The 19,608-nt window shown below is 63.2% G+C and carries 26 protein-coding genes; 2 read left to right on the top strand and 24 right to left on the bottom strand.

Going from position 1 to position 19,608, the window contains the following annotated elements; all coding sequences use genetic code 11:
- Window positions 1-20 precede the first annotated feature (20 nt).
- The 22 genes from rplR to rpsL form a co-directional block, all read right to left on the bottom strand.
- Window positions 21-380 (bottom strand): 50S ribosomal protein L18, encoded by a 360-nt coding sequence (gene rplR, locus FJ974_RS18570; protein WP_140538661.1) that lies wholly within the window; start codon window positions 378-380, stop codon window positions 21-23.
- An 88-nt stretch (window positions 381-468) separates the two neighbouring features.
- Window positions 469-1,002 (bottom strand): 50S ribosomal protein L6, encoded by a 534-nt coding sequence (gene rplF / locus FJ974_RS18575; RefSeq protein ID WP_140538662.1) that lies wholly within the window; start codon window positions 1,000-1,002, stop codon window positions 469-471.
- Window positions 1,003-1,092: 90 nt separating this feature from the next.
- Window positions 1,093-1,491: a 30S ribosomal protein S8 gene (rpsH, locus tag FJ974_RS18580; protein WP_140538663.1), complete on the bottom strand. Its 399-nt coding sequence runs from the start codon at window positions 1,489-1,491 to the stop codon at window positions 1,093-1,095.
- Between the two features lie 13 nt (window positions 1,492-1,504).
- Entirely contained in the window at window positions 1,505-1,810 is a 306-nt protein-coding gene (rpsN, locus tag FJ974_RS18585; protein WP_140538664.1) for a 30S ribosomal protein S14, read from the bottom strand.
- Window positions 1,811-1,836: 26 nt separating this feature from the next.
- Window positions 1,837-2,415 (bottom strand): 50S ribosomal protein L5, encoded by a 579-nt coding sequence (gene rplE / locus FJ974_RS18590; protein WP_140538665.1) that lies wholly within the window; start codon window positions 2,413-2,415, stop codon window positions 1,837-1,839.
- The gene (gene rplX, locus FJ974_RS18595) at window positions 2,408-2,722 is read right to left on the bottom strand and encodes a 50S ribosomal protein L24 (RefSeq protein ID WP_140538666.1); all 315 of its coding nucleotides are present in this window, start codon (window positions 2,720-2,722) and stop codon (window positions 2,408-2,410) included. Before rplX ends, rplE begins: the two co-directional genes overlap by 8 nt.
- Before the next feature lie 12 nt (window positions 2,723-2,734).
- Window positions 2,735-3,103 (bottom strand): 50S ribosomal protein L14, encoded by a 369-nt coding sequence (gene rplN, locus FJ974_RS18600; protein WP_006205457.1) that lies wholly within the window; start codon window positions 3,101-3,103, stop codon window positions 2,735-2,737.
- Window positions 3,104-3,175: 72 nt separating this feature from the next.
- Complete coding sequence (gene rpsQ, locus FJ974_RS18605) at window positions 3,176-3,415, bottom strand: 30S ribosomal protein S17 (protein ID WP_006205458.1); 240 nt, start codon at window positions 3,413-3,415, stop codon at window positions 3,176-3,178.
- Window positions 3,416-3,419: 4 nt separating this feature from the next.
- Window positions 3,420-3,620, bottom strand: a complete 201-nt coding sequence (gene rpmC, locus FJ974_RS18610; RefSeq protein ID WP_027170363.1) for a 50S ribosomal protein L29 — start codon at window positions 3,618-3,620, stop codon at window positions 3,420-3,422.
- 13 nt (window positions 3,621-3,633) lie between these two features.
- Window positions 3,634-4,047, bottom strand: a complete 414-nt coding sequence (gene rplP / locus FJ974_RS18615) for a 50S ribosomal protein L16 (RefSeq protein ID WP_095765511.1) — start codon at window positions 4,045-4,047, stop codon at window positions 3,634-3,636.
- Between the two features lie 27 nt (window positions 4,048-4,074).
- On the bottom strand, window positions 4,075-4,797 hold the full coding sequence (gene rpsC / locus FJ974_RS18620) for a 30S ribosomal protein S3 (protein WP_140538667.1): 723 nt from the start codon (window positions 4,795-4,797) through the stop codon (window positions 4,075-4,077).
- A complete protein-coding gene (rplV, locus tag FJ974_RS18625; RefSeq protein ID WP_140538668.1) occupies window positions 4,797-5,186 on the bottom strand; it encodes a 50S ribosomal protein L22 in 390 nt (129 codons plus the stop codon). The genes rpsC and rplV overlap by 1 nt, the downstream gene beginning before the upstream one ends.
- Before the next feature lie 2 nt (window positions 5,187-5,188).
- A complete protein-coding gene (gene rpsS, locus FJ974_RS18630; RefSeq protein WP_006205463.1) occupies window positions 5,189-5,467 on the bottom strand; it encodes a 30S ribosomal protein S19 in 279 nt (92 codons plus the stop codon).
- Between the two features lie 16 nt (window positions 5,468-5,483).
- Window positions 5,484-6,317, bottom strand: a complete 834-nt coding sequence (rplB, locus tag FJ974_RS18635; protein ID WP_140538669.1) for a 50S ribosomal protein L2 — start codon at window positions 6,315-6,317, stop codon at window positions 5,484-5,486.
- Between the two features lie 22 nt (window positions 6,318-6,339).
- The gene (locus FJ974_RS18640) at window positions 6,340-6,633 is read right to left on the bottom strand and encodes a 50S ribosomal protein L23 (protein WP_126054435.1); all 294 of its coding nucleotides are present in this window, start codon (window positions 6,631-6,633) and stop codon (window positions 6,340-6,342) included.
- On the bottom strand, window positions 6,630-7,250 hold the full coding sequence (gene rplD, locus FJ974_RS18645; protein ID WP_140538670.1) for a 50S ribosomal protein L4: 621 nt from the start codon (window positions 7,248-7,250) through the stop codon (window positions 6,630-6,632). The genes FJ974_RS18640 and rplD overlap by 4 nt, the downstream gene beginning before the upstream one ends.
- A complete protein-coding gene (gene rplC, locus FJ974_RS18650; RefSeq protein ID WP_140538671.1) occupies window positions 7,250-7,969 on the bottom strand; it encodes a 50S ribosomal protein L3 in 720 nt (239 codons plus the stop codon). Before rplC ends, rplD begins: the two co-directional genes overlap by 1 nt.
- Window positions 7,970-8,075: 106 nt before the next feature.
- Complete coding sequence (gene rpsJ, locus FJ974_RS18655; protein WP_006205468.1) at window positions 8,076-8,384, bottom strand: 30S ribosomal protein S10; 309 nt, start codon at window positions 8,382-8,384, stop codon at window positions 8,076-8,078.
- Between the two features lie 68 nt (window positions 8,385-8,452).
- Complete coding sequence (gene tuf, locus FJ974_RS18660) at window positions 8,453-9,628, bottom strand: elongation factor Tu (RefSeq protein WP_140538672.1); 1,176 nt, start codon at window positions 9,626-9,628, stop codon at window positions 8,453-8,455.
- A 100-nt stretch (window positions 9,629-9,728) separates the two neighbouring features.
- Entirely contained in the window at window positions 9,729-11,819 is a 2,091-nt protein-coding gene (gene fusA / locus FJ974_RS18665) for an elongation factor G (RefSeq protein WP_140538673.1), read from the bottom strand.
- 30 nt (window positions 11,820-11,849) lie between these two features.
- Window positions 11,850-12,320: a 30S ribosomal protein S7 gene (gene rpsG / locus FJ974_RS18670; RefSeq protein WP_027170372.1), complete on the bottom strand. Its 471-nt coding sequence runs from the start codon at window positions 12,318-12,320 to the stop codon at window positions 11,850-11,852.
- A 9-nt stretch (window positions 12,321-12,329) separates the two neighbouring features.
- The gene (gene rpsL, locus FJ974_RS18675; protein WP_006202128.1) at window positions 12,330-12,701 is read right to left on the bottom strand and encodes a 30S ribosomal protein S12; all 372 of its coding nucleotides are present in this window, start codon (window positions 12,699-12,701) and stop codon (window positions 12,330-12,332) included.
- 479 nt (window positions 12,702-13,180) lie between these two features.
- Between rpsL and FJ974_RS18680 the strand changes: the two genes are divergently transcribed.
- Both FJ974_RS18680 and FJ974_RS18685 read left to right on the top strand, forming a co-directional pair.
- A complete protein-coding gene (locus FJ974_RS18680; protein WP_140538674.1) occupies window positions 13,181-13,462 on the top strand; it encodes a transcriptional regulator in 282 nt (93 codons plus the stop codon).
- A 68-nt stretch (window positions 13,463-13,530) separates the two neighbouring features.
- Entirely contained in the window at window positions 13,531-14,460 is a 930-nt protein-coding gene (locus tag FJ974_RS18685; RefSeq protein ID WP_140538675.1) for a Gfo/Idh/MocA family protein, read from the top strand.
- A 17-nt stretch (window positions 14,461-14,477) separates the two neighbouring features.
- Here the strand turns inward: FJ974_RS18685 and FJ974_RS18690 are convergent, their stop codons facing one another.
- Together FJ974_RS18690 and rpoC are read right to left on the bottom strand one after the other, a co-directional pair.
- Window positions 14,478-15,143 carry an O-methyltransferase gene (locus tag FJ974_RS18690; RefSeq protein WP_140538676.1) on the bottom strand — a complete coding sequence of 222 codons (666 nt, stop codon included), beginning with the start codon at window positions 15,141-15,143 and terminating at the stop codon, window positions 14,478-14,480.
- Between the two features lie 169 nt (window positions 15,144-15,312).
- Window positions 15,313-19,509 carry a DNA-directed RNA polymerase subunit beta' gene (gene rpoC, locus FJ974_RS18695; RefSeq protein WP_140538677.1) on the bottom strand — a complete coding sequence of 1,399 codons (4,197 nt, stop codon included), beginning with the start codon at window positions 19,507-19,509 and terminating at the stop codon, window positions 15,313-15,315.
- Window positions 19,510-19,608 lie beyond the last annotated feature (99 nt).

Genomic DNA, 19,608 nt, shown 5'->3' on the forward strand with positions numbered 1-19,608 from the left:
CGGGTCACCGGGGGCGAAAATTAGAAGCTCAAGCCACCTTCGCGGGCAGCCTCGGCCAGCGCCTTGACGCGGCCGTGATAGATGTACGGGCCACGGTCGAAGACGACTTCCTTGACGCCGGCCTTCGAGGCGCGTTCGGCGATCAGCTTGCCGACGGCGGCGGCAGCCGCGGTGTCGGCGCCGGTCTTGAGCGAGCCCTTGAGGTCCTTCTCAAGCGTCGAGGCGGCAGCCAGCGTGTGGCCGTTGGCGTCGTCGATAACCTGCACGTAGATGTTCTTCGAGGTGCGATGCACCGACAGGCGCGGACGTTCGCCCGCGACTTTCTTGATCTGGCGGCGCACGCGCTGCGCGCGGCGCTGGGTGGATTCTTTCGAGCCCATGATGTCGGTTCCTTGCCTTCAGTAAACGGGGGCAACCCTGTGCGGTAGGCCGATGCCTCCCGCGGCCGCGCCCCGCGGCGTTGCGGTTTTACTTCTTCTTGCCTTCCTTGCGGACGATCTTCTCGCCGGCATAGCGCACGCCTTTGCCCTTGTAGGGCTCGGGGCCGCGATATTCGCGGATCTCGGCCGCGACCTGGCCGACCTGCTGCTTGTCGATGCCGGAGACCGTGATCTCGGTCGGCTTCGGCACGGTGATCGTGATGCCGGCCGGCGTCTCGTAGACGACGTCATGGCTGAAGCCGAGCGCCAGCTGCAGGTTCTTGCCCTGCAAGGCGGCACGATAGCCGACGCCGGTGATCTCGAGCTTCTTCTCAAAACCGTCCTTGACGCCCTGCAGGATGTTGACGATCTGCGTGCGCGACATGCCCCATTTGGAGCGGGCGGTCTTGGTCTGGTCGCGCGGCTCGACAGCGATCTCGCTGCCTTCCATCTTGACCAGAACCTCGTCGTTGACCACGAACTTCAGCTCGCCCTTGGGGCCCTTCGCCGTCACGGTCTGGCCGTTGACGGTAGCGCTCACGCCCTGCGGCAGCGAAACGGGTTTTTTTCCGATACGAGACATTTTGTTGTCCTCGTCACTTCTTTCGTTTCAGGTTCCAGTTTCCGGGCACGATCCCGAAAACCGAAGCCCACTTTTCGCTAATCAGCCCGATCAGAAGATCTGGCAGAGGATTTCCCCGCCGACATTCTGCTCGCGCGCTTCGTGGTCGGCCATCACGCCCTTCGGTGTCGAAAGGATGGCGATGCCGAGGCCATTGGCGACCTGCGGGATCGACTTGGCCGAAACATAGACGCGACGGCCGGGCTTCGAGACGCGCTCGATTTCGCGCACGACCGGCGCGCCGTCGAAATACTTCAGCTCGATCTCGATTTCCGACTTGCCGTTGTCGAAGTCGGTCTGGCTGTAGTCGCGGATGTAGCCTTCCGACTTCAGCACGTCGAGAACGCGGGTGCGCAGACGCGAGGCCGGCGTCGAGACGCTCGACTTCTTGCGGCCATAGGCGTTGCGGATGCGGGTCAGCATATCGCCGAGAGGATCGCTCAATGACATCTCAATGTCCTCCTTACCAGCTCGACTTGACCAGGCCCGGGATCTGGCCGTTATTGCCGAGATCACGAAGCGCGATGCGCGATACTTTGAGCTTGCGATAGTAGGCGCGCGGACGCCCCGTTACTTCGCAGCGGTTGCGGATACGGATCTTGGCCGAGTTGCGCGGCAGCGCCGAAAGCTTCAGCTGAGCGCGGAAACGCTCCTCCATCGGCTTCGACTGATCCATGATGATCGCCTTGAGGGCAGCGCGCTTGGGGCCGTACTGGTCGGCAAGCTTGCGGCGCCTGTTGTTCTTCTCGACTGAGCTGGTCTTTGCCATTTCAGATTTTTCCTTTTTCGCTGCCGTTACTGGCGGAAGGGGAAGTTGAAGGCCTTGAGCAGAGCTCTCGCCTCGTCGTCCGTCTTCGCCGTCGTACAAACGATGACGTCCATGCCCCAGACCTGATCAACCTTGTCGTAGTTGATCTCCGGGAACACGATGTGTTCCTTGATGCCCATGGCGTAGTTGCCACGGCCGTCAAAGCTCTTCGGGTTCAGCCCACGAAAGTCGCGAACGCGCGGCAGCGCAATGTTCACGAGGCGGTCGAGGAACTCGTACATGCGTTCCTTGCGCAGTGTGACCTTGGCGCCGATCGGCATGTTCTCGCGCACCTTGAAGCCGGCGATCGAGTTGCGGGCACGGGTGACGACGGCCTTCTGGCCGGCGATCATGGCGAGGTCTTCGGCCGCGACCGAAGGCTTCTTCGAATCGGCTGTCGCCTCACCGACACCCATGTTCAGCACTATCTTGTCGAGGCGCGGAACCTGCATGTCGTTGTCGTAGCCGAACTGCTCCTGCAACGCCTTGCGGATGGTCTCGTTGTAGACCTTCTTGAGGCGCGGCTCGTTCTTGGCGGTCGCCTGTTTGCTTGCAGCCTTAGCCATTGATGACTTCTCCCGAACGCTTGGCGACGCGCACCTTCTTGCCGTCCTTCTGGGTGGTGAAGCCGACGCGGGTCGGCTTGCCGTCCTTGGGGTCGGCCAGCGCGATATTCGACAGGTGGATCGGCGCTTCCTTGGTGATGATCCCGCCCTCTTGGGCCTGGGTCTGCTTCTGGTGACGGCGAATGAGGTTCACGCCGCGCACCAGCGCGGTGTCTTCCTTCGGCTGCACCGACAGGACTTCGCCCGAACGGCCCTTGTCCTTGCCGGCAAGCACGACGACCTTGTCGCCTTTTCTGATCTTTTGCATTGGTCCGGCTCCTTACAGCACTTCAGGCGCGAGCGAGATGATCTTCATGTGGTTCTTGGCGCGAAGCTCGCGCGGAACCGGCCCGAAGATACGCGTGCCGATCGGCTCTTTCTTGTTGTCGACGAGAACGGCCGCGTTCTTGTCGAAACGGATCACGCTGCCGTCGGGGCGGCGGATGTCCTTGGCCGTGCGAACCACGACCGCCTTCATCACATCGCCCTTCTTCACGCGGCCGCGCGGAATGGCTTCCTTGATCGACACCACGATGATGTCGCCGACGGAAGCGTATTTCCGCTTCGAGCCGCCCAGCACCTTGATGCACATGACACGACGGGCGCCGGAATTATCCGCGACGTCGAGGTTTGTTTGCATCTGAATCATGACTGGCCGCCTTCTTCTTTTCTAACGGGACGGGCTCTTCACCCTCCCCCGGTCTGTCCAAAATTCGTTTCGTTACGCCTGGTCCGAGGCGACGACGATCCAGCGCTTGTCCTTGGAAATCGGCTTCGATTCCTGGATGAACACCTGGTCGCCGACCTTGTGGGCGTTGTTCTCGTCGTGCGCCTTGTACTTCTTGGTCATGCGCACGGTCTTCTTCATCACGGGATGCGTGAAGCGCCGTTCGACCTTGACGACGACCGTCTTCTCGTTTTTGTCGCTGACGACGGTGCCCTGCAGAATGCGCTTTGGCATGGTCTTAACCCTTCTTGGCCGCGGCTTTTTGCGCGGCAATGGTCTTGATGCGCGCGATGTCCCTGCGGACCTGCTTCACGCGCGCGGTCTTCTCGAGCTGGCCGGTGGCCTTCTGGAAGCGCAGGTTAAACTGCTCCTTCTTCAGGTTGGCCAAATCGTCGGTCAGCTGATCCTGGGTCTTGGTCCGGATGTCTTCGGCTTTCATGATCGGCCCGTCCTTATTCTGCGATGCGCTGTACGAAGCGCGTCTTGACCGAGAGCTTGGCGGCGCCGAGACGCAGCGCCTCGCGCGCGGTCTCCTCGCTGACGCCGTCGATCTCGAACATGATGCGGCCAGGCTTGACGCGCGCCGCCCAATAGTCGACGGCGCCCTTGCCCTTACCCATGCGCACTTCGGTCGGCTTCGAGGTGACCGGCAGATCCGGGAACACCCGGATCCAGACGCGGCCGGCGCGCTTCATCTCGCGGGTGATCGCGCGGCGGGCCGCCTCGATCTCGCGCGCGGTGACGCGGTTCGGCTCAAGCGCCTTCAGCCCGAAACCGCCGAAATCCAGATTGGTGCCGCCCTTGGCGGCACCGTGGATACGGCCCTTGAACTGCTTGCGGAACTTTGTGCGCTTTGGCTGCAGCATCGTTCTAACTCCAAATTCTCAAATGTCTCAGGCGTTCTCGCGACGGCGACCGCGCTCGCGCTCGCCGGACGGACCGCCATGATCGCCTTCGGTGGCGCGGCGCTCGGAAGCCATCGGGTCGTGCTCGAGGATCTCGCCCTTGAACACCCAGACCTTGACGCCGCAGATGCCGTAAGCCGTGTTCGCCTCGGCCGTGCCGTAGTCGACATCGGCGCGCAGCGTGTGCAGCGGCACGCGGCCTTCGCGATACCACTCCATGCGCGCGATCTCGGCGCCGCCGAGACGGCCGGCGCAGTTGATGCGGATGCCTTCGGCGCCGAGACGCATGGCCGACTGCACGGCGCGCTTCATGGCGCGGCGGAACGCGATGCGGCGCTCGAGCTGCTGGGCGATCGACTGCGCGATCAGCGTGGCGTCGATCTCCGGCTTGCGCACCTCGACGATGTTCAAGTGCGTCTCGGACTTCGTCATCTCCATCAGCTTCTTGCGAAGCTTCTCGATGTCGGCGCCCTTCTTGCCGATGATCAGGCCCGGACGCGCCGCATGGATGGTGACGCGGCACTTCTTGTGCGGACGCTCGATCACGACCTTGGAGATCGCAGCCTGCTTGAGTTCCTTCTCAAGATATTTGCGGATCTTGATGTCCTCGTGCAGCAGCTGGCCGTACTCGCCGGTGTTCGCGAACCAGCGCGAATCCCAGGTGCGGTTGATGCCGAGACGCAGCCCGATCGGATTGACTTTCTGGCCCATTATGCGGCCTCCCCTGTTTCCTCGACTTCACGAACGACGATCGTGAGGTGCGAGAACGGCTTCTCGATACGGCTGGCGCGACCACGGCCACGAGCGTGGAACCGCTTCATGACGATCGACTTGCCGACATAGGCTTCCGAAACGATCAGCGCGTCGACGTCGAGGTCGTGGTTGTTTTCCGCGTTGGCGATCGCCGATTCCAGCGTCTTCTTGACCGTGCCGGAAATCCGCTTGGCCGAGAATTCGAGGTCGGAAAGCGCTGTCGCGACCTTCTTGCCGCGGATCAGCGCGGCAACCAGGTTCAGCTTCTGCGGGCTGATGCGGATGGTGCGCAGAACGGCGCGCGCCTCGTTGTCAGCAAGCCTGCGCGGAGCTTTGGCCTTGCCCATGATTATTTCCTCTTCGCCTTCTTATCCGCGCCGTGACCGTAATAGGTCCGGGTCGGAGCGAATTCACCGAACTTGTGGCCGACCATGTCCTCGTTCACCGAGACGGGAACATGCTTCTGGCCGTTATAGACACCGAAGGTGAAGCCGACGAACTGCGGCAGGATGGTGGAGCGACGGCTCCACATCTTGATCACCTCATTGCGACCGCCTTCACGAACCTTGTCCACCTTCTTGAGAAGGTAGCCGTCAATGAAGGGGCCTTTCCAAATCGAACGAGTCACTTGGCGTTACCTCTTCTTAGCTCTTGCGCTGATGGCGCGAGCGCAGGATGAACTTGTCGGTCGCCTTGTTGGACCGCGTCTTCTTGCCCTTGGTCGGCTTGCCCCAGGGCGAAACCGGATGACGGCCGCCCGAGGTGCGGCCTTCGCCGCCGCCATGCGGATGGTCGACCGGGTTCATGGCCACGCCGCGATTGTGCGGACGCTTGCCGCGCCACACGGTGCGGCCGGCCTTGCCGTCGTTGATGTTGCCGTGGTCGGGGTTCGACACGGCGCCGACGGTGGCCATGCAGGAACCGTGCACGACGCGCTGCTCGCCCGAATTGAGGCGCAGGATCGCCATGCCCTGGTCGCGGCCGACGAGCTGGGCGTAACCGCCCGCCGAACGGGCGACCTGGCCGCCCTTGCCCGGCTTCAGCTCGATGTTGTGGACGATGGTGCCGACCGGCATCGAGGCCAGCGGCATCGCATTGCCCGGCTTCACGTCGACCGATTCGCCGGCCACGATCTTGTCGCCGGCGGCAAGGCGCTGCGGGGCCAGGATGTAGGACAGCTCGCCGTCGTCATACTTGATCAGCGCGATGAAGGCGGTGCGGTTCGGATCGTATTCGATACGCTCCACCGTGCCGACGACGTCGAACTTGCGGCGCTTGAAGTCGATGATGCGGTAGGTGCGCTTGTGACCGCCGCCGATGAAGCGGGCCGTGATGCGGCCGTAATTGTTGCGGCCGCCCGACTTGGTCAGGCCTTCGGTCAGGCCCTTGACGGGCTTGCCCTTGTAGAGGCCCGAGCGGTCGACGATGACCAGCTGGCGGGTGCTCGGCGTTACCGGGTTGAATTTCTTGAGTGCCATTGTCCTGTCCTCGCGGCCTTGCTCAGAGACCCGTCGCGACGTCGATCGACTGGCCGTCGGCCAGCGTCACAACCGCCTTCTTGACGTCGCCCTGGCGGCCGATGGTGCCGCGGAAGCGCTTGATCTTGCCCTTGCGGACAAGCGTGTTCACGGCCGTGACCTTGACCCCGAACAGGGCTTCGACGGCGGCCTTGATCTCCGGCTTCGACGCCTTTTTGGCGACGTTGAAGACGACCTGGTTCTGCTCGGAAGCCATGGTCGACTTTTCAGTGATCGCCGGCGAGACGATCACGTCGTAGTGACGAAGGTCGGTCATTTGAAGCGCTCCTCGAGAGCCTCGACGGCGGCCTTCGAAAGGACCAGCGTGCCGCGGCGCAGAATGTCGTAGACGTTGATGCCCTGGATGGGCAGCACGTCGATGTTCGGGATGTTGGTCGCCGCCAGCTTGAAGTTCTGGTCGAGCTCGGCTCCGCCGATCACCAGGGCGTTGGTCAGCCCAAGCGTCTCGAGGTTCGCCACCAGCGTCTTGGTCTTGGCCTCGGCGAGCTTCAGCTCGTCGATGACGATGATCGAAGCGCTCTTGGCCTTGGCCGAGAGAGCATGCTTCAGGCCCAGCGCGCGGACCTTCTTCGGCAGCTCGTGCTCATGGCTGCGTACGACCGGGCCGTGCGCCTTGCCGCCGCCGCGGAACTGCGGGGCGCGAGCAGAATGGTGACGGGCGCGGCCCGTACCCTTCTGCTTGTACATCTTGGCGCCGGTGCGCGCGATCTCGGCGCGGCCCTTGGCCTTATGCGTGCCCTGCTGCTTCTTGGCCAGCTGCCAACGCACGACGCGCTGCAGGATGTCGTCGCGCGGGTCAAGGCCGAAAATCGCCTCGGAAAGCTCGACCTTGCCGGCGTCCTTGCCGCCGAGCGTTGTGATCTTGAGGTCCATTATTCAGCTCCCTCAGTGGCCGGGGCGTCGTTCTTGGCGACAGCGGCAGCGCGGATTGCGGCAGGCTTCGGCGCGTTGGCGGGCAGCGCGACCTTGGCAGCGTCGCGAACCAGGATCCAGGCGCCCTTGACGCCTGGAACGGCGCCGCGGATCAGGATCAGGCCGCGGTCGGCATCGGTCGAGACTACCTCAACATTCTGCGTGGTGACGCGGGTGTCGCCCATGTGGCCGGCCATTTTCTTGCCCTTGAACACCTTGCCGGGGTCTTGGCGCTGGCCGGTCGAGCCGTGCGTGCGGTGCGAGACCGAGTTGCCGTGCGTGGCGCGGCCGCCACCCATGTGGTGCCGCTTGATCACGCCCTGGAAACCCTTGCCGGTCGAGGTGCCCGTCACGTCGACCTTCTGGCCGGCGACGAAATGCTCCACGGTGATCTCGGCGCCGACATCGATCATGTTGTCGGCGGAGACGCGGAACTCGGCGACCTTGGCCTTCGGCTCGACGGAAGCGGCGGCGAAATGGCCGCGCATCGCCTTCGACGTGTTCTTCACCTTGGCAAGGCCAACGCCGAGCTGGACGGCGGTGTAGCCGTTCTTCTCCTGCGTGCGCTGGGCCACGACCTGGCAGTTCTCCATCTGGAGAACGGTGACGGGAACATGTTCCCCGGCATCGTTGTAGATGCGGGTCATTCCCACCTTCTTTGCAATCACACCTGAACGCATCGGTTCAATTCCTTTAGAGTTACCTGTCAGGGCTGTCGCCCCTCCACGCCTCTTGATCCTTTAGAGTTCCCTGTCGGGGCTAGCGCCCCTCCACGCCTCTTGTTCCTTAGAGCTTGATCTCGACGTCGACACCGGCGGCCAGATCGAGCTTCATCAGAGCATCGACCGTCTGCGGGGTCGGATCGACGATGTCGAGCAGCCGCTTGTGGGTGCGCATCTCGAACTGCTCGCGGCTCTTCTTGTCGACGTGCGGCGACCGGTTGACCGTGAACTTTTCGATCCGCGTCGGCAGCGGAATGGGGCCGCGGACGTTGGCCCCGGTGCGCTTGGCGGTCGACACGATTTCGCGGGTCGAGGCGTCGAGCACCCGGTGGTCAAACGCCTTAAGGCGGATGCGGATATTCTGTCCGTTCATGCGTCAATTCCTTGTTCTGGCGCGGCGCGGGCAGCTCCCGCGCCCGCGACAGATCCGTTTCAGTCCAATTATTCCTTGATGGTGACGACGATGCCGGCACCGACGGTGCGGCCGCCTTCACGGATGGCGAAGCGCAGCTTCTCTTCCATGGCGATCGGCACGATCAATTCGACATCGACGGTGATGTTGTCGCCGGGCATCACCATCTCGGTGCCGGCCGGCAGCGTCACGATGCCGGTCACGTCCGTGGTGCGGAAGTAGAACTGCGGACGGTAGTTGGTGAAGAACGGCGTGTGACGGCCGCCCTCGTCCTTGGTCAGGATGTAGGCTTCGGCCACGAACTTCTTGTGCGGCTTGACCGTGCCCGGCTTGGCCAGAACCTGGCCGCGCTCGACGCCCTCGCGGTCGATGCCGCGCAAGAGCGCGCCGATGTTGTCGCCGGCCTGGCCCTGGTCGAGCAGCTTGCGGAACATTTCCACGCCCGTGCAGGTCGTCTTGGCCGTCGGACGGATGCCGACGATCTCCAGCTCCTCGCCGACCTTGACCACGCCGCGCTCGACGCGGCCGGTCACCACCGTGCCGCGGCCCGAGATCGAGAACACGTCCTCGATCGGCATCAGGAACGGCTTGTCCAGCGGACGCACCGGCGTCGGGATATAGGCGTCGACCTGCGCCATCAGCTCGCGGATGGCGTCCTCGCCGATGGTCTTGTTGGTGTCTTCCAGAGCCGCAAGCGCCGAGCCCTTGACGATCGGAATGTCGTCGCCGGGAAACTCGTTCTTGGTCAGAAGCTCGCGAACCTCGAGCTCGACCAGCTCGAGCAGCTCGGCATCGTCGACCTGGTCGACCTTGTTCAGGAACACCACGATCGACGGCACGCCGACCTGGCGGGCCAACAGGATGTGCTCGCGCGTCTGCGGCATCGGGCCGTCGGCGGCCGAAACCACCAGGATGGCGCCGTCCATCTGCGCGGCACCGGTGATCATGTTCTTGACATAGTCGGCATGGCCGGGGCAGTCGACATGGGCATAGTGGCGGTTGGTCGTCTCATACTCGACATGCGCCGTCGAGATGGTGATGCCGCGCGCCTTCTCTTCGGGCGCCGCGTCGATCTGGTCATAGCGCTTGTATTCGCCAAAATACTTCGTGATCGCCGCCGTCAGCGACGTCTTGCCATGATCGACATGCCCGATCGTGCCAATGTTCACATGCGGCTTGGTGCGCTCGAATTTACCTTTTGCCACTGTCGTTCTCCGTCTTACTCTACCCGCTCGGGGAAATTGATATTCGCTCTATCCGTGCCGGAAACGCGCAAGAATTGCGGTTCCGGTGGCACAGGCATTCTCACGCGTACTTTTTCTGGACTTCCTGGGCCACCGCCGTAGGGACCGGTTCGTAGTGATCGAACTGCATCGTGTACTGGGCGCGGCCCTGCGACATCGAACGCAGATTGTCGACGTACTTGAACATGTTGGCGAGCGGCACCATGGCGTTGACGACCACGGCAACGCCGCGCGTCTCCTGACCCTGGATCTGGCCGCGGCGGCCGTTGAGGTCGCCGATGACGCCGCCGACATAATCTTCCGGCGTCACAACCTCGACCTTCATGATCGGCTCAAGCAGCTGCACGCCGAGCTTCGGCGCCGCTTCCTTGAAGCACGCACGCGAGGCGATTTCGAACGCCAGCACCGAGGAGTCGACGTCGTGGAAGGCGCCGTCGATCAGCGTCGCCTTGACGCCGATCATCGGGAAGCCGGCGAACGGACCGGAGCCCATGACGCTCTGGATGCCCTTCTCGACGCCGGGGATGTATTCCTTCGGCACCGCGCCGCCGACGATCTTCGACTCGAACGCAAACTCCTCGCCCTCGGCATTCGGCTCGAACACGATTTTGACGCGGGCGAACTGGCCGGTACCGCCGGTCTGCTTCTTGTGCGTGTAATCCTGCTCGTGCCTGCGGGTGATGGTCTCGCGATAGGCGACCTGCGGCGCGCCGACATTGGCCTCGACCTTGAACTCGCGACGCATGCGGTCGACGATGATGTCGAGATGCAGTTCGCCCATGCCGGCGATGATGGTCTGGCCGCTTTCCTCGTCGGTCTTGACGCGGAAAGACGGATCCTCGGCGGCCAGGCGATGCAGCGCCAGGCCCATCTTCTCCTGGTCGTTCTTGGTCTTCGGCTCGATGGCGATCTGGATGACCGGATCGGGGAATTCCATGCGCTCAAGGATGACCGGGTGCAGCGGATCGCACAGCGTATCGCCGGTGGTCGTGTCCTTCAGGCCGGCCAGCGCCACGATGTCGCCGGCAAAGGCTTCCTCGATGTCGGCGCGCGAGTTCGCATGCATCTGCAGCATGCGGCCGATGCGCTCCTTCTTGCCCTTCACGGTGTTGTCGAGCGAGACGCCCTTGGCGAGCTTGCCCGAATAGATGCGGGCAAAGGTCAGCGAACCGACGAACGGGTCGTTCATGATCTTGAACGCCAGCATCGACAGCGGCTCGTTGTCATCGGCATGACGCTCGATCTCGGCATCCGTCTTGGCGTCGACGCCCTTGATGGCGGGCACGTCGATCGGCGACGGCAGGTATTCGACAACGGCGTCGAGCAGCGGCTGCACGCCCTTGTTCTTGAAGGCCGAGCCGCAGAACATCGGAAAGAACTTGACCGCGATGGTGCCCTTGCGGATCAGCGCGCGGATCTCGTCGTTCGACGGCATCTTGCCTTCGAGGTAATTCTCGAGCGCGGTCTCGTCCATCTCGACGGCGGCCTCGATCATCTTCTCGCGGTATTCGTCGGCGCGGGCCTTGAGGTCGGCCGGGATCTCGACGACGTCCCAGGCGGCGCCCAGCGTCTCGTCGCGCCAGACCAGCGCGTTCATCTCGACGAGGTCGACGACACCCTTGAACTCGGTCTCGGCGCCGATCGGCAGCTGCATGACGACGGCCTGCGCGCCGAGGCGCGAGCCGATCATCTCGACCGAGCGGTAAAAGTCGGCGCCGATCTTGTCCATCTTGTTGCAGAAGATCATGCGCGGCACGTGGTATTTGTCGGCCTGGCGCCACACGGTCTCGGTCTGCGGCTCGACGCCGGCATTGGCATCGAGCAGCGCGATGGCGCCGTCGAGCACGCGCAGCGAACGCTCGACCTCGATGGTGAAGTCGACGTGTCCGGGGGTGTCGATGATGTTGAAGCGGCGCATCTTGCCGTCACGGCCCTTCCAGAAGGTCGTGGTCGCGGCCGACGTGATGGTGATGCCGCGCTCCTGCTCCTGCTCCATCCAGTCCATGGTCGCGGCGCCATCGTGCACTTCGCCGATCTTGTGCGACTTGCCCGTGTAATAGAGGACGCGCTCGGTGGTCGTCGTCTTGCCGGCGTCGATGTGCGCCATGATACCGAAATTGCGGTAGTCTTCGATTTTGTATTCGCGGGCCATGGGAAGGTGCCTCTCAGTCTCGTTCGCGCTTTACCAGCGGTAGTGCGCGAAGGCGCGGTTGGCTTCTGCCATCTTGTGGGTGTCTTCACGCTTCTTGACGGCCGTGCCGCGGTTGTTGGCCGCGTCCATCAGCTCGCCCGAGAGGCGGTCGACCATGGTGGTCTCGTTGCGGTTGCGGGCGGCGGCGATCAGCCAGCGGATGGCCAGCGCCTGGCGGCGCTCGGGGCGCACGTCGACCGGAACCTGGTAGGTGGCGCCGCCGACGCGGCGCGAGCGCACTTCCACATGCGGCGCGACATTGTCGAGCGCCTGATGGAAGACGGTGACCGGCTCCTGCTTGGTCTTGGCCTGGACCTGGTCCAGCGCGCCGTAGACGATCGTCTCGGCAACCGACTTCTTGCCGTCATACATGACGGCGTTCATGAACTTGGTGACGATCAGGTCGCCGAACTTGGGGTCCGGGTTGATCTCACGCTTTTCTGCACTGTGACGACGGGACATGGGAAACCCTTACTTCGGACGCTTGGCGCCGTATTTCGAACGACGCTGCTTGCGGTTCTTCACACCCTGCGTGTCGAGCACGCCGCGGATGATGTGATAGCGGACACCGGGCAGATCCTTGACGCGGCCGCCGCGGATCATGACCACCGAGTGTTCCTGAAGGTTATGGCCTTCGCCGGGGATATAGCCGATGACTTCGAAACCATTGGTCAGGCGGATCTTGGCCACCTTGCGCAGCGCCGAGTTCGGCTTCTTCGGCGTCGTGGTGTAGACGCGCGTGCAGACGCCCCGCTTCTGCGGGTTCTGCTGCATGGCCGGGACCTTGTTGCGCTTCACCGGCGCCAGGCGCGGCTTGCGGATCAGCTGGTTGACGGTAGGCATTAAATCCTCTTGTCTCTCAATTCCGTGTCTGCCCTGTCAGGGCCGCTCAAAGCGTCATTTCCATACGCAAATTCGGGCAACACACCGCGCCTCGCGGTCCTGCCCGAACAAATTGCAGAGGAAGCGGAAGCCGCTTCATGCGCGCCGGAAATGTCTTTTCGCTCGTAAAACGAACCCTGTTTGAGGCAAACTCCAAAGCGTGTCGCTTCGGACAGGAGAGCCTCACATCGGTTCTGACTGGGCGGCTTCTACTCGCAAGCCTCTAGGCCGTCAACCCCGGAACGCCAAATATTACGCCCGTTCCGAGGCTTGGCAGCCATGCGAAAAGCGCATGTAATTTTCTTGCGTCTTTTTTCAAGAGCGAAGAAGAAAGTGACCGGCTTTCGGCTGTCATGCGCGCGTCCTTCATGCCAAAAGGCAGCATGAACCGGAGAAATCCGCCCGCACGCCCTAATCTGAGCAGAAAAGGGAATCAGCCCGTGAACGACAATGAAGAACGCCCGGTCACCATCATCACCGGCCGGGTGTGGAAGAGGAAGGGCGGCAAGGCGGAAGGCGTGCATGTGATGCTGGTTGCACCCGATGATGATTCCGCCGTGCGCCGCGCCCTCGAATCGCTTGCCGCCGAAGGCTTTGCCGAAGCCGAGCTCGACCAGATCGGCGACATGGACGGCGTCCCTGACGAGGAGCCGCATCTGTCGGCCTATCAGGGCGCGCTCGAAGGCGAGGTCTCGATCGTCACCTTCGACGAACCGGCCTGACCGCTGCGGGCGACGCGCCGTCCTGCTTCGCCCGCATAGAAACGTCCCTCTTTCATTCCGGAGCTTCCATGACCAGCAACCCCATCAGGCTCGGCATCGTCGGCGTGGGCAAGATCGTGCGCGACCAGCATCTGCCGGCTGTCGCGAAGGACGGCAACTACCAGCTTGCCGCCGCCGCCAGCCGTCACGGCAAGGTCGACGGCATTGCGAACTATCCGACCATCGAGGCAATGCTGGGCGCCGAGCCAGGCCTGGAAGCGGTCTCGCTGTGCATGCCGCCGCAATTCCGCTACGATGCCGCCCGCGTCGCACTCGAAGCCAAGAAGCATGTTTTCCTGGAGAAGCCTCCGGGCGCCACCGTCAGCGAGGTCGAGGACCTGAAAACGATTGCGGCGAGAAACGGCGTTTCGCTCTTCGCCAGCTGGCATTCGCGCTATGCCCCGGCGGTCGAGGCCACGCGCGCCTTCCTGGCATCGGCCAAAATCACCTCGGCCGCGATCAACTGGAAAGAGGACGTGCGCCGCTGGCATCCGAACCAGGAATGGATCTGGGCGCCCGGCGGCTTCGGCGTGTTCGATCCCGGCATCAATGCGCTGTCGATCGCCACCCACATCCTGCCGCCGATGTTCATCATCTCGGCCGTGCTCGATTTTCCGGAGAACCGGGCGGCACCTGTCGCGGCTCAAATTGCCTTCCGCACCTCGAACGGGCTGCCGGTGACGATGGAACTCGACTGGCTGCAGACCGGTCCGCAAAGCTGGGACATCCTGGCCGAGACCGACAAGGGCCGGATGGAGCTTTCGGGCGGCGGCGCCAAGCTCGCCGTCGACGGCAAGGTCGTCCATGAAGAGCCGGAAGCGGAATATCCGATGCTTTACAAGCGCTTCGCCGAGATCGTGCGGGCCGGCGTCTCCGACGTCGACCTGGCACCTCTCCAGCACGTCGCCGATGCCTTCATGCTCGGCAAGCGCAATGTGGTGGAAGCCTTCTTCGATTAACGGGTCCGGCGAAAGCCTCAGTCGACGATCGCAATGGCAAAGCCGTCGTAGCCCTTGGCGCCGACGGTCTGGATGGCTGTGCCGTTGAGCCGCTTGTCTCTGCCAATGAAGGAAAACGCCGCACGCGCGCCTTCGACATTGGCGTCGCTGCCGTCTTCATTGAGGACGGCACCGTCGCGGATGACGTTGTCGCAGACGATGACCGTTCCCGGCCGTGACAGCCGCATCGCCCAGGACAGATAGTTCGGGTTGTTGGGCTTGTCGGCGTCGATGAAAATCAGGTCGAACGGACCGGCATTTTCGCTCTCCAGCGCCGCGAGCGACTGAAGCGCGGGGCCGAGACGCAGATCGATTTTGCCCGAGACCCCTGCCCGCTCGAAATTCGAGCGCGCGACTTTCGCATGATGCGGCTCGAGCTCCAGGGTGACGATCTTGCCGTCGGCGGGCAATCCCCGCGCCATCCAGATGGTCGAATAGCCGCCGAGCGTGCCGATCTCGAGCACCTTCTTCGCACCGCTGATGCGCACCAGCAGCGACAGCAGCTTGCCTTGCGCGGCGGAGACGTCGATTGCCGGCAGGCCCTGGTCGCGGTTGGCCACAAGCGCCGCGTCGAGCACGGGATCTGCAGCGAAGAGCGAGGAAACGATGTAGTCGTCGACAGCTGTCCAGGTCTTCTTGCTCATGCTTCTTCCTCGCGCGCGTTTCGCTGAAACAGCGAAACGCTCTGCCTCTTTGTCTTGACGCAATTCCGGACGGAAAACCGCTTCACACTTTTCCTGGAATTGCTCAGTGGGACCTAATGCGAAAAGGGGCCGCGCAGGCCCCTTTCCTTCTTTCCTTCCCGTCCCGCGCTTACTGCGCGGCGTTGACCATGTCGGTCAGCATCGGCTCGGCGACCTCGGCACCGGAGGCCTTGCGGCGCTCGTCGATGATCAGCTCGTCGCGCGAGGTGGCGATGCGCCGGATCTGGCTCATCGTGCCGCCGGTGCCGGCCGGGATCAGCCGGCCGACGATGACGTTTTCCTTCAGGCCCTGCAGCATGTCGGTCTTGCCGGCAACCGCGGCTTCCGTCAGTACCCTAGTCGTCTCCTGGAAGGAGGCGGCCGAGATGAAGGACGGCGTTTGCAGCGAAGCCTTGGTGATGCCGAGCAGCACCGGCTGGCCTTCGGCCGGCTTCTTGCCGTCCTCGATCAGGCGGTCGTTGACCTCTTCCAGCTCGATCACGTCGACGTGGTCGCCCGGAATGTAGGTCGAGTCGCCCTGCGTGGTGATCTCGACCTTCTGCAGCATCTGGCGAACGATCACCTCGATGTGCTTGTCGTTGATCGACACGCCCTGCAGGCGGTAGACCTCCTGGATCTCGTTGACGAGGTAGGACGCAAGCGCCTCCACGCCCTTGATCGCCAGGATGTCATGCGGCGCCGGGTTGCCGTCGAGGATGTAGTCGCCCTTCTCGATGACGTCGCCGTCCTGGAGATGGAACGGCTTGCCCTTCGGGATCAGGTACTCGACCGGCTCCAGCGTCGAGTCATGCGGCTCGATGATGATGCGGCGCTTGTTCTTGTAGTCGCGGCCGAAGCGGATCGTGCCATCGATCTCGGCGATGATGGCGTGGTCCTTCGGACGGCGAGCCTCGAACAGTTCGGCAACACGCGGCAGACCGCCGGTGATGTCCTTGGTCTTGGCGCTTTCCATCGGGATACGCGCCAGCACGTCGCCCGGACGGACATGCGCACCCGGCTCGACCGAGAGGATGGCCTCGACCGAGAGCAGGAAGCGCGCATCGCCGCCCTTCGACAGCTTGCCCACCTTGCCCTTGACATCCTGCACGACGATCGCCGGCTTCAGGTCGCTGCCGCGCGGCGTCGAACGCCAGTCGATGACCTCACGCTTGGTGATGCCGGTCGACTCGTCGGCCGTTTCCTGAACGGAAATGCCGTCGACCAGGTCCTCGAACGCCACCTTACCCTCGATTTCGGTGAGGATCGGGCGGGTGTAAGGATCCCACTCGGCGATGCGCTGGCCGCGCTTCACCTTGTCGCCATCGTCCACGAAGATGCGCGAGCCATAGGCGACGCGGTGCGTGGCGCGTTCCTTGCCGGCCTCATCGAGGATCAGCACCGCCATGTTGCGGCCCATGACCATCTGCTGGCCGTCGGAGTTGCGCACCACGTTGCGGTTGCGGATCTCGACCTTGCCCTCATAGGAGGCTTCGAGGAACGAGGAATCCACCACCTGCGCCGTGCCGCCCATGTGGAAGGTACGCATGGTGAGCTGGGTGCCCGGCTCGCCGATCGACTGCGCCGCGATAACGCCGACGGCCTCGCCCTGATTGACGGGCGTGCCGCGGGCCAGATCGCGTCCGTAGCAGACCGCGCAGACACCGGTCCTGACCTCGCAGGTCAGCGCCGAGCGGATGCGCACCGACTGCACGCCGGCCTTCTCGATCTGCTCCACGTCGCGCTCGTCCATCAGCGTGCCGGCCTTGATCAGCAGCTCGCCGGTCACCGGATGGTTGATGTCGTCGAGCGAGGTGCGGCCCAGCACGCGCTGACCGACCGAGGCGACGACCTGACCGGCATCGACGATCGGCTGCATGGTGAGGCCCTTGTCGGTGCCGCAATCCAGCGAATTGACGATGCAGTCCTGCGCCACGTCGACAAGGCGGCGGGTGAGGTAGCCCGAGTTCGCCGTCTTCAAGGCGGTGTCGGCCAGACCCTTGCGGGCGCCGTGGGTCGAGTTGAAGTACTCGAGCACAGTGAGGCCTTCCTTGAAGTTCGAGATGATCGGCGTCTCGATGATCTCGCCCGAAGGCTTGGCCATCAGGCCGCGCATGCCGGCGAGCTGGCGCATCTGGGTGGGCGAACCGCGCGCACCCGAATGCGACATCATGTAGATCGAGTTCATCGGCTTCTGACGGCCGTTGTCCTCGAATTCCACCGCCTTGATGCGGGCCATCATCTCGTCGGCGACCTTTTCCGAGCACTTGGCCCAGGCGTCGACGACCTTGTTGTACTTCTCGCCCTGGGTGATCAGGCCGTCATTGTACTGCTGCTCGTATTCCTTGGCCAAAGCCTCGGTGTCGGAGACCAGCTTGGACTTGGTGTCCGGGATCAGCATGTCGTCCTTGCCGAACGAAATGCCGGCGCGGCAGGCATGCGCGAAGCCAAGCGCCATGATGCGATCGCAGAAGATGACCGTCTCCTTCTGACCGCAATGGCGGTAGACGGTGTCGATCATCTTGGAGATGTTCTTCTTGGTCATCTCCTGGTTGGCGGTCTCATACGGCACGTTGACGTTCTTCGGCAGCAGCTCGCCGATGATCATGCGGCCAGGCGTAGTGTCGTAGATCTTCGACACCATCTTGCCTTCGGCATCGACGGTGCGGAAACGGCCCTTGATCTTGGCGTGCAGCGTGACGGCCTTGGTCTCCAGCGCGTGCTGGAGCTCGCCCATGTCGGCAAACACCATGCCCTCGCCCGGCTCGTTCTGGTTGACGATCGAGAGATAGTAGAGACCGAGAACCATATCCTGCGACGGCACGATGATCGGCGCGCCGGAAGCCGGGTGCAGGATGTTGTTGGTCGACATCATCAGCACGCGGGCTTCGAGCTGCGCTTCGAGCGACAGCGGCACGTGGACCGCCATCTGGTCGCCGTCGAAGTCTGCATTGAAGGCCGTGCAGACCAGCGGATGCAGCTGGATCGCCTTGCCTTCGATCAGGATCGGCTCGAACGCCTGGATGCCCAAACGGTGCAGCGTCGGCGCGCGGTTCAAGAGCACCGGATGCTCGCGGATGACCTCGTCGAGGATATCCCAGACCTCCGGACGCTCCTTCTCGACCAGCTTCTTGGCCTGCTTGACGGTCGAGGAGAACCCCTTGGCGTCGAGGCGGGCGTAGATGAACGGCTTGAAGAGTTCCAGCGCCATCTTCTTCGGCAGGCCGCACTGGTGCAGCTTGAGCTCCGGGCCGGTCACGATGACCGAGCGGCCGGAATAGTCGACGCGCTTGCCGAGCAGGTTCTGGCGGAACCGGCCCTGCTTGCCCTTCAGCATATCGGACAGCGACTTCAGCGGACGCTTGTTGGCGCCGGTGATGACACGGCCGCGGCGGCCGTTGTCGAACAGAGCGTCGACGGCCTCCTGCAGCATGCGCTTTTCATTGCGCACGATGATGCCCGGCGCCCGCAGCTCGATCAGCCGCTTCAGACGGTTGTTGCGGTTGATGACGCGGCGATAGAGGTCGTTGAGATCGGACGTGGCGAAGCGTCCACCATCAAGGGGAACCAGCGGGCGCAGGTCCGGCGGGATCACTGGGACCACCTTCATGATCATCCATTCCGGACGGTTGCCGGACTCCATGAAGTTCTCGACGACCTTGAGCCGCTTCAACAGCTTCTTCTGCTTGAGCTCGGAGGTGGTCGAAGCCAGCTCCGAACGCAGGTCGCCGGCGATCTTCTCCAGGTCCATGCCGGCCAGAAGGTCATGAATGGCCTCGGCGCCGATCATGGCGGTGAAGGAGTCCTCGCCATACTCATCGACGGCGATCATGTACTCTTCCTCGCTGAGCAGCTGGTGCTCCTTCAGCGCGGTGAGGCCGGGCTCGGTCACGATGTAGTTCTCGAAGTAAAGCACCCGCTCGATGTCCTTCAAGGTCATGTCGAGCAGCGTGCCGATGCGCGAGGGCAGCGACTTCAGGAACCAGATATGGGCGACGGGCGCGGCGAGCTCGATATGGCCCATGCGCTCGCGCCGGACGCGCGACAGCGTGACTTCGACACCGCATTTCTCGCAGATGACGCCCTTGTACTTCATGCGCTTGTACTTGCCGCACAGGCACTCATAGTCCTTGATCGGACCAAAAATGCGCGCGCAGAACAGACCGTCACGCTCCGGCTTGAAGGTGCGGTAGTTGATGGTCTCCGGCTTCTTGATCTCGCCGAACGACCAGGACAGAATCTTCTCAGGGCTGGCAAGCGAGATCCGGATGGAATCGAACACCTGCGCAGGCGCCTGCGGGTTGAAGAGATTCATGACCTCTTGGTTCATGCCGTTCTCCTTTTCGGGGTCCTCGAAAACCCCTTGCATCGAACGCGGGCCGAATGCCCGCAGACTGGCCTGACGGCCGAAAACTGCTGCATCCGGTCG

Source organism: Mesorhizobium sp. B1-1-8 (assembly GCF_006442795.2).
Classification (GTDB): domain Bacteria; phylum Pseudomonadota; class Alphaproteobacteria; order Rhizobiales; family Rhizobiaceae; genus Mesorhizobium.

Excerpts from the sequence above, each read along its gene's own strand:
- rpsJ (WP_006205468.1), bottom strand. The coding sequence starts at position 8,384 with ATGAACGGACAGAATATCCGCATCCGCCTTAAGGCGTTTGACCACCGG.
- rplR (WP_140538661.1), bottom strand. The coding sequence starts at position 380 with ATGGGCTCGAAAGAATCCACCCAGCGCCGCGCGCAGCGCGTGCGCCGC.
- rplD (WP_140538670.1), bottom strand. The coding sequence starts at position 7,250 with ATGGACCTCAAGATCACAACGCTCGGCGGCAAGGACGCCGGCAAGGTC.
- rpsL (WP_006202128.1), bottom strand. The coding sequence starts at position 12,701 with ATGCCTACCGTCAACCAGCTGATCCGCAAGCCGCGCCTGGCGCCGGTG.
- FJ974_RS18685 (WP_140538675.1), top strand. The coding sequence starts at position 13,531 with ATGACCAGCAACCCCATCAGGCTCGGCATCGTCGGCGTGGGCAAGATC.
- FJ974_RS18690 (WP_140538676.1), bottom strand. The coding sequence starts at position 15,143 with ATGAGCAAGAAGACCTGGACAGCTGTCGACGACTACATCGTTTCCTCG.
- rpsH (WP_140538663.1), bottom strand. The coding sequence starts at position 1,491 with ATGTCATTGAGCGATCCTCTCGGCGATATGCTGACCCGCATCCGCAAC.
- rplV (WP_140538668.1), bottom strand. The coding sequence starts at position 5,186 with ATGGGCAAGGCCAAAGCTCCGCGCAGGCTTGCTGACAACGAGGCGCGC.
- rplP (WP_095765511.1), bottom strand. The coding sequence starts at position 4,047 with ATGCTGCAGCCAAAGCGCACAAAGTTCCGCAAGCAGTTCAAGGGCCGT.
- rplB (WP_140538669.1), bottom strand. The coding sequence starts at position 6,317 with ATGGCACTCAAGAAATTCAACCCGGTAACGCCGAGCACCCGCCAGCTG.
- FJ974_RS18640 (WP_126054435.1), bottom strand. The coding sequence starts at position 6,633 with ATGACCGACCTTCGTCACTACGACGTGATCGTCTCGCCGGCGATCACT.
- rpsN (WP_140538664.1), bottom strand. The coding sequence starts at position 1,810 with ATGGCAAAGACCAGCTCAGTCGAGAAGAACAACAGGCGCCGCAAGCTT.
- rpsQ (WP_006205458.1), bottom strand. The coding sequence starts at position 3,415 with ATGCCAAAGCGCATTCTGCAGGGCACCGTCGTCAGCGACAAAAACGAG.
- rplC (WP_140538671.1), bottom strand. The coding sequence starts at position 7,969 with ATGCGTTCAGGTGTGATTGCAAAGAAGGTGGGAATGACCCGCATCTAC.
- rpoC (WP_140538677.1), bottom strand. The coding sequence starts at position 19,509 with ATGAACCAAGAGGTCATGAATCTCTTCAACCCGCAGGCGCCTGCGCAG.
- rpmC (WP_027170363.1), bottom strand. The coding sequence starts at position 3,620 with ATGAAAGCCGAAGACATCCGGACCAAGACCCAGGATCAGCTGACCGAC.
- rplF (WP_140538662.1), bottom strand. The coding sequence starts at position 1,002 with ATGTCTCGTATCGGAAAAAAACCCGTTTCGCTGCCGCAGGGCGTGAGC.
- rpsG (WP_027170372.1), bottom strand. The coding sequence starts at position 12,320 with ATGTCCCGTCGTCACAGTGCAGAAAAGCGTGAGATCAACCCGGACCCC.
- rpsC (WP_140538667.1), bottom strand. The coding sequence starts at position 4,797 with ATGGGCCAGAAAGTCAATCCGATCGGGCTGCGTCTCGGCATCAACCGC.
- fusA (WP_140538673.1), bottom strand. The coding sequence starts at position 11,819 with ATGGCCCGCGAATACAAAATCGAAGACTACCGCAATTTCGGTATCATG.
- rplX (WP_140538666.1), bottom strand. The coding sequence starts at position 2,722 with ATGCAAAAGATCAGAAAAGGCGACAAGGTCGTCGTGCTTGCCGGCAAG.
- rplN (WP_006205457.1), bottom strand. The coding sequence starts at position 3,103 with ATGATTCAGATGCAAACAAACCTCGACGTCGCGGATAATTCCGGCGCC.
- rplE (WP_140538665.1), bottom strand. The coding sequence starts at position 2,415 with ATGGCTAAGGCTGCAAGCAAACAGGCGACCGCCAAGAACGAGCCGCGC.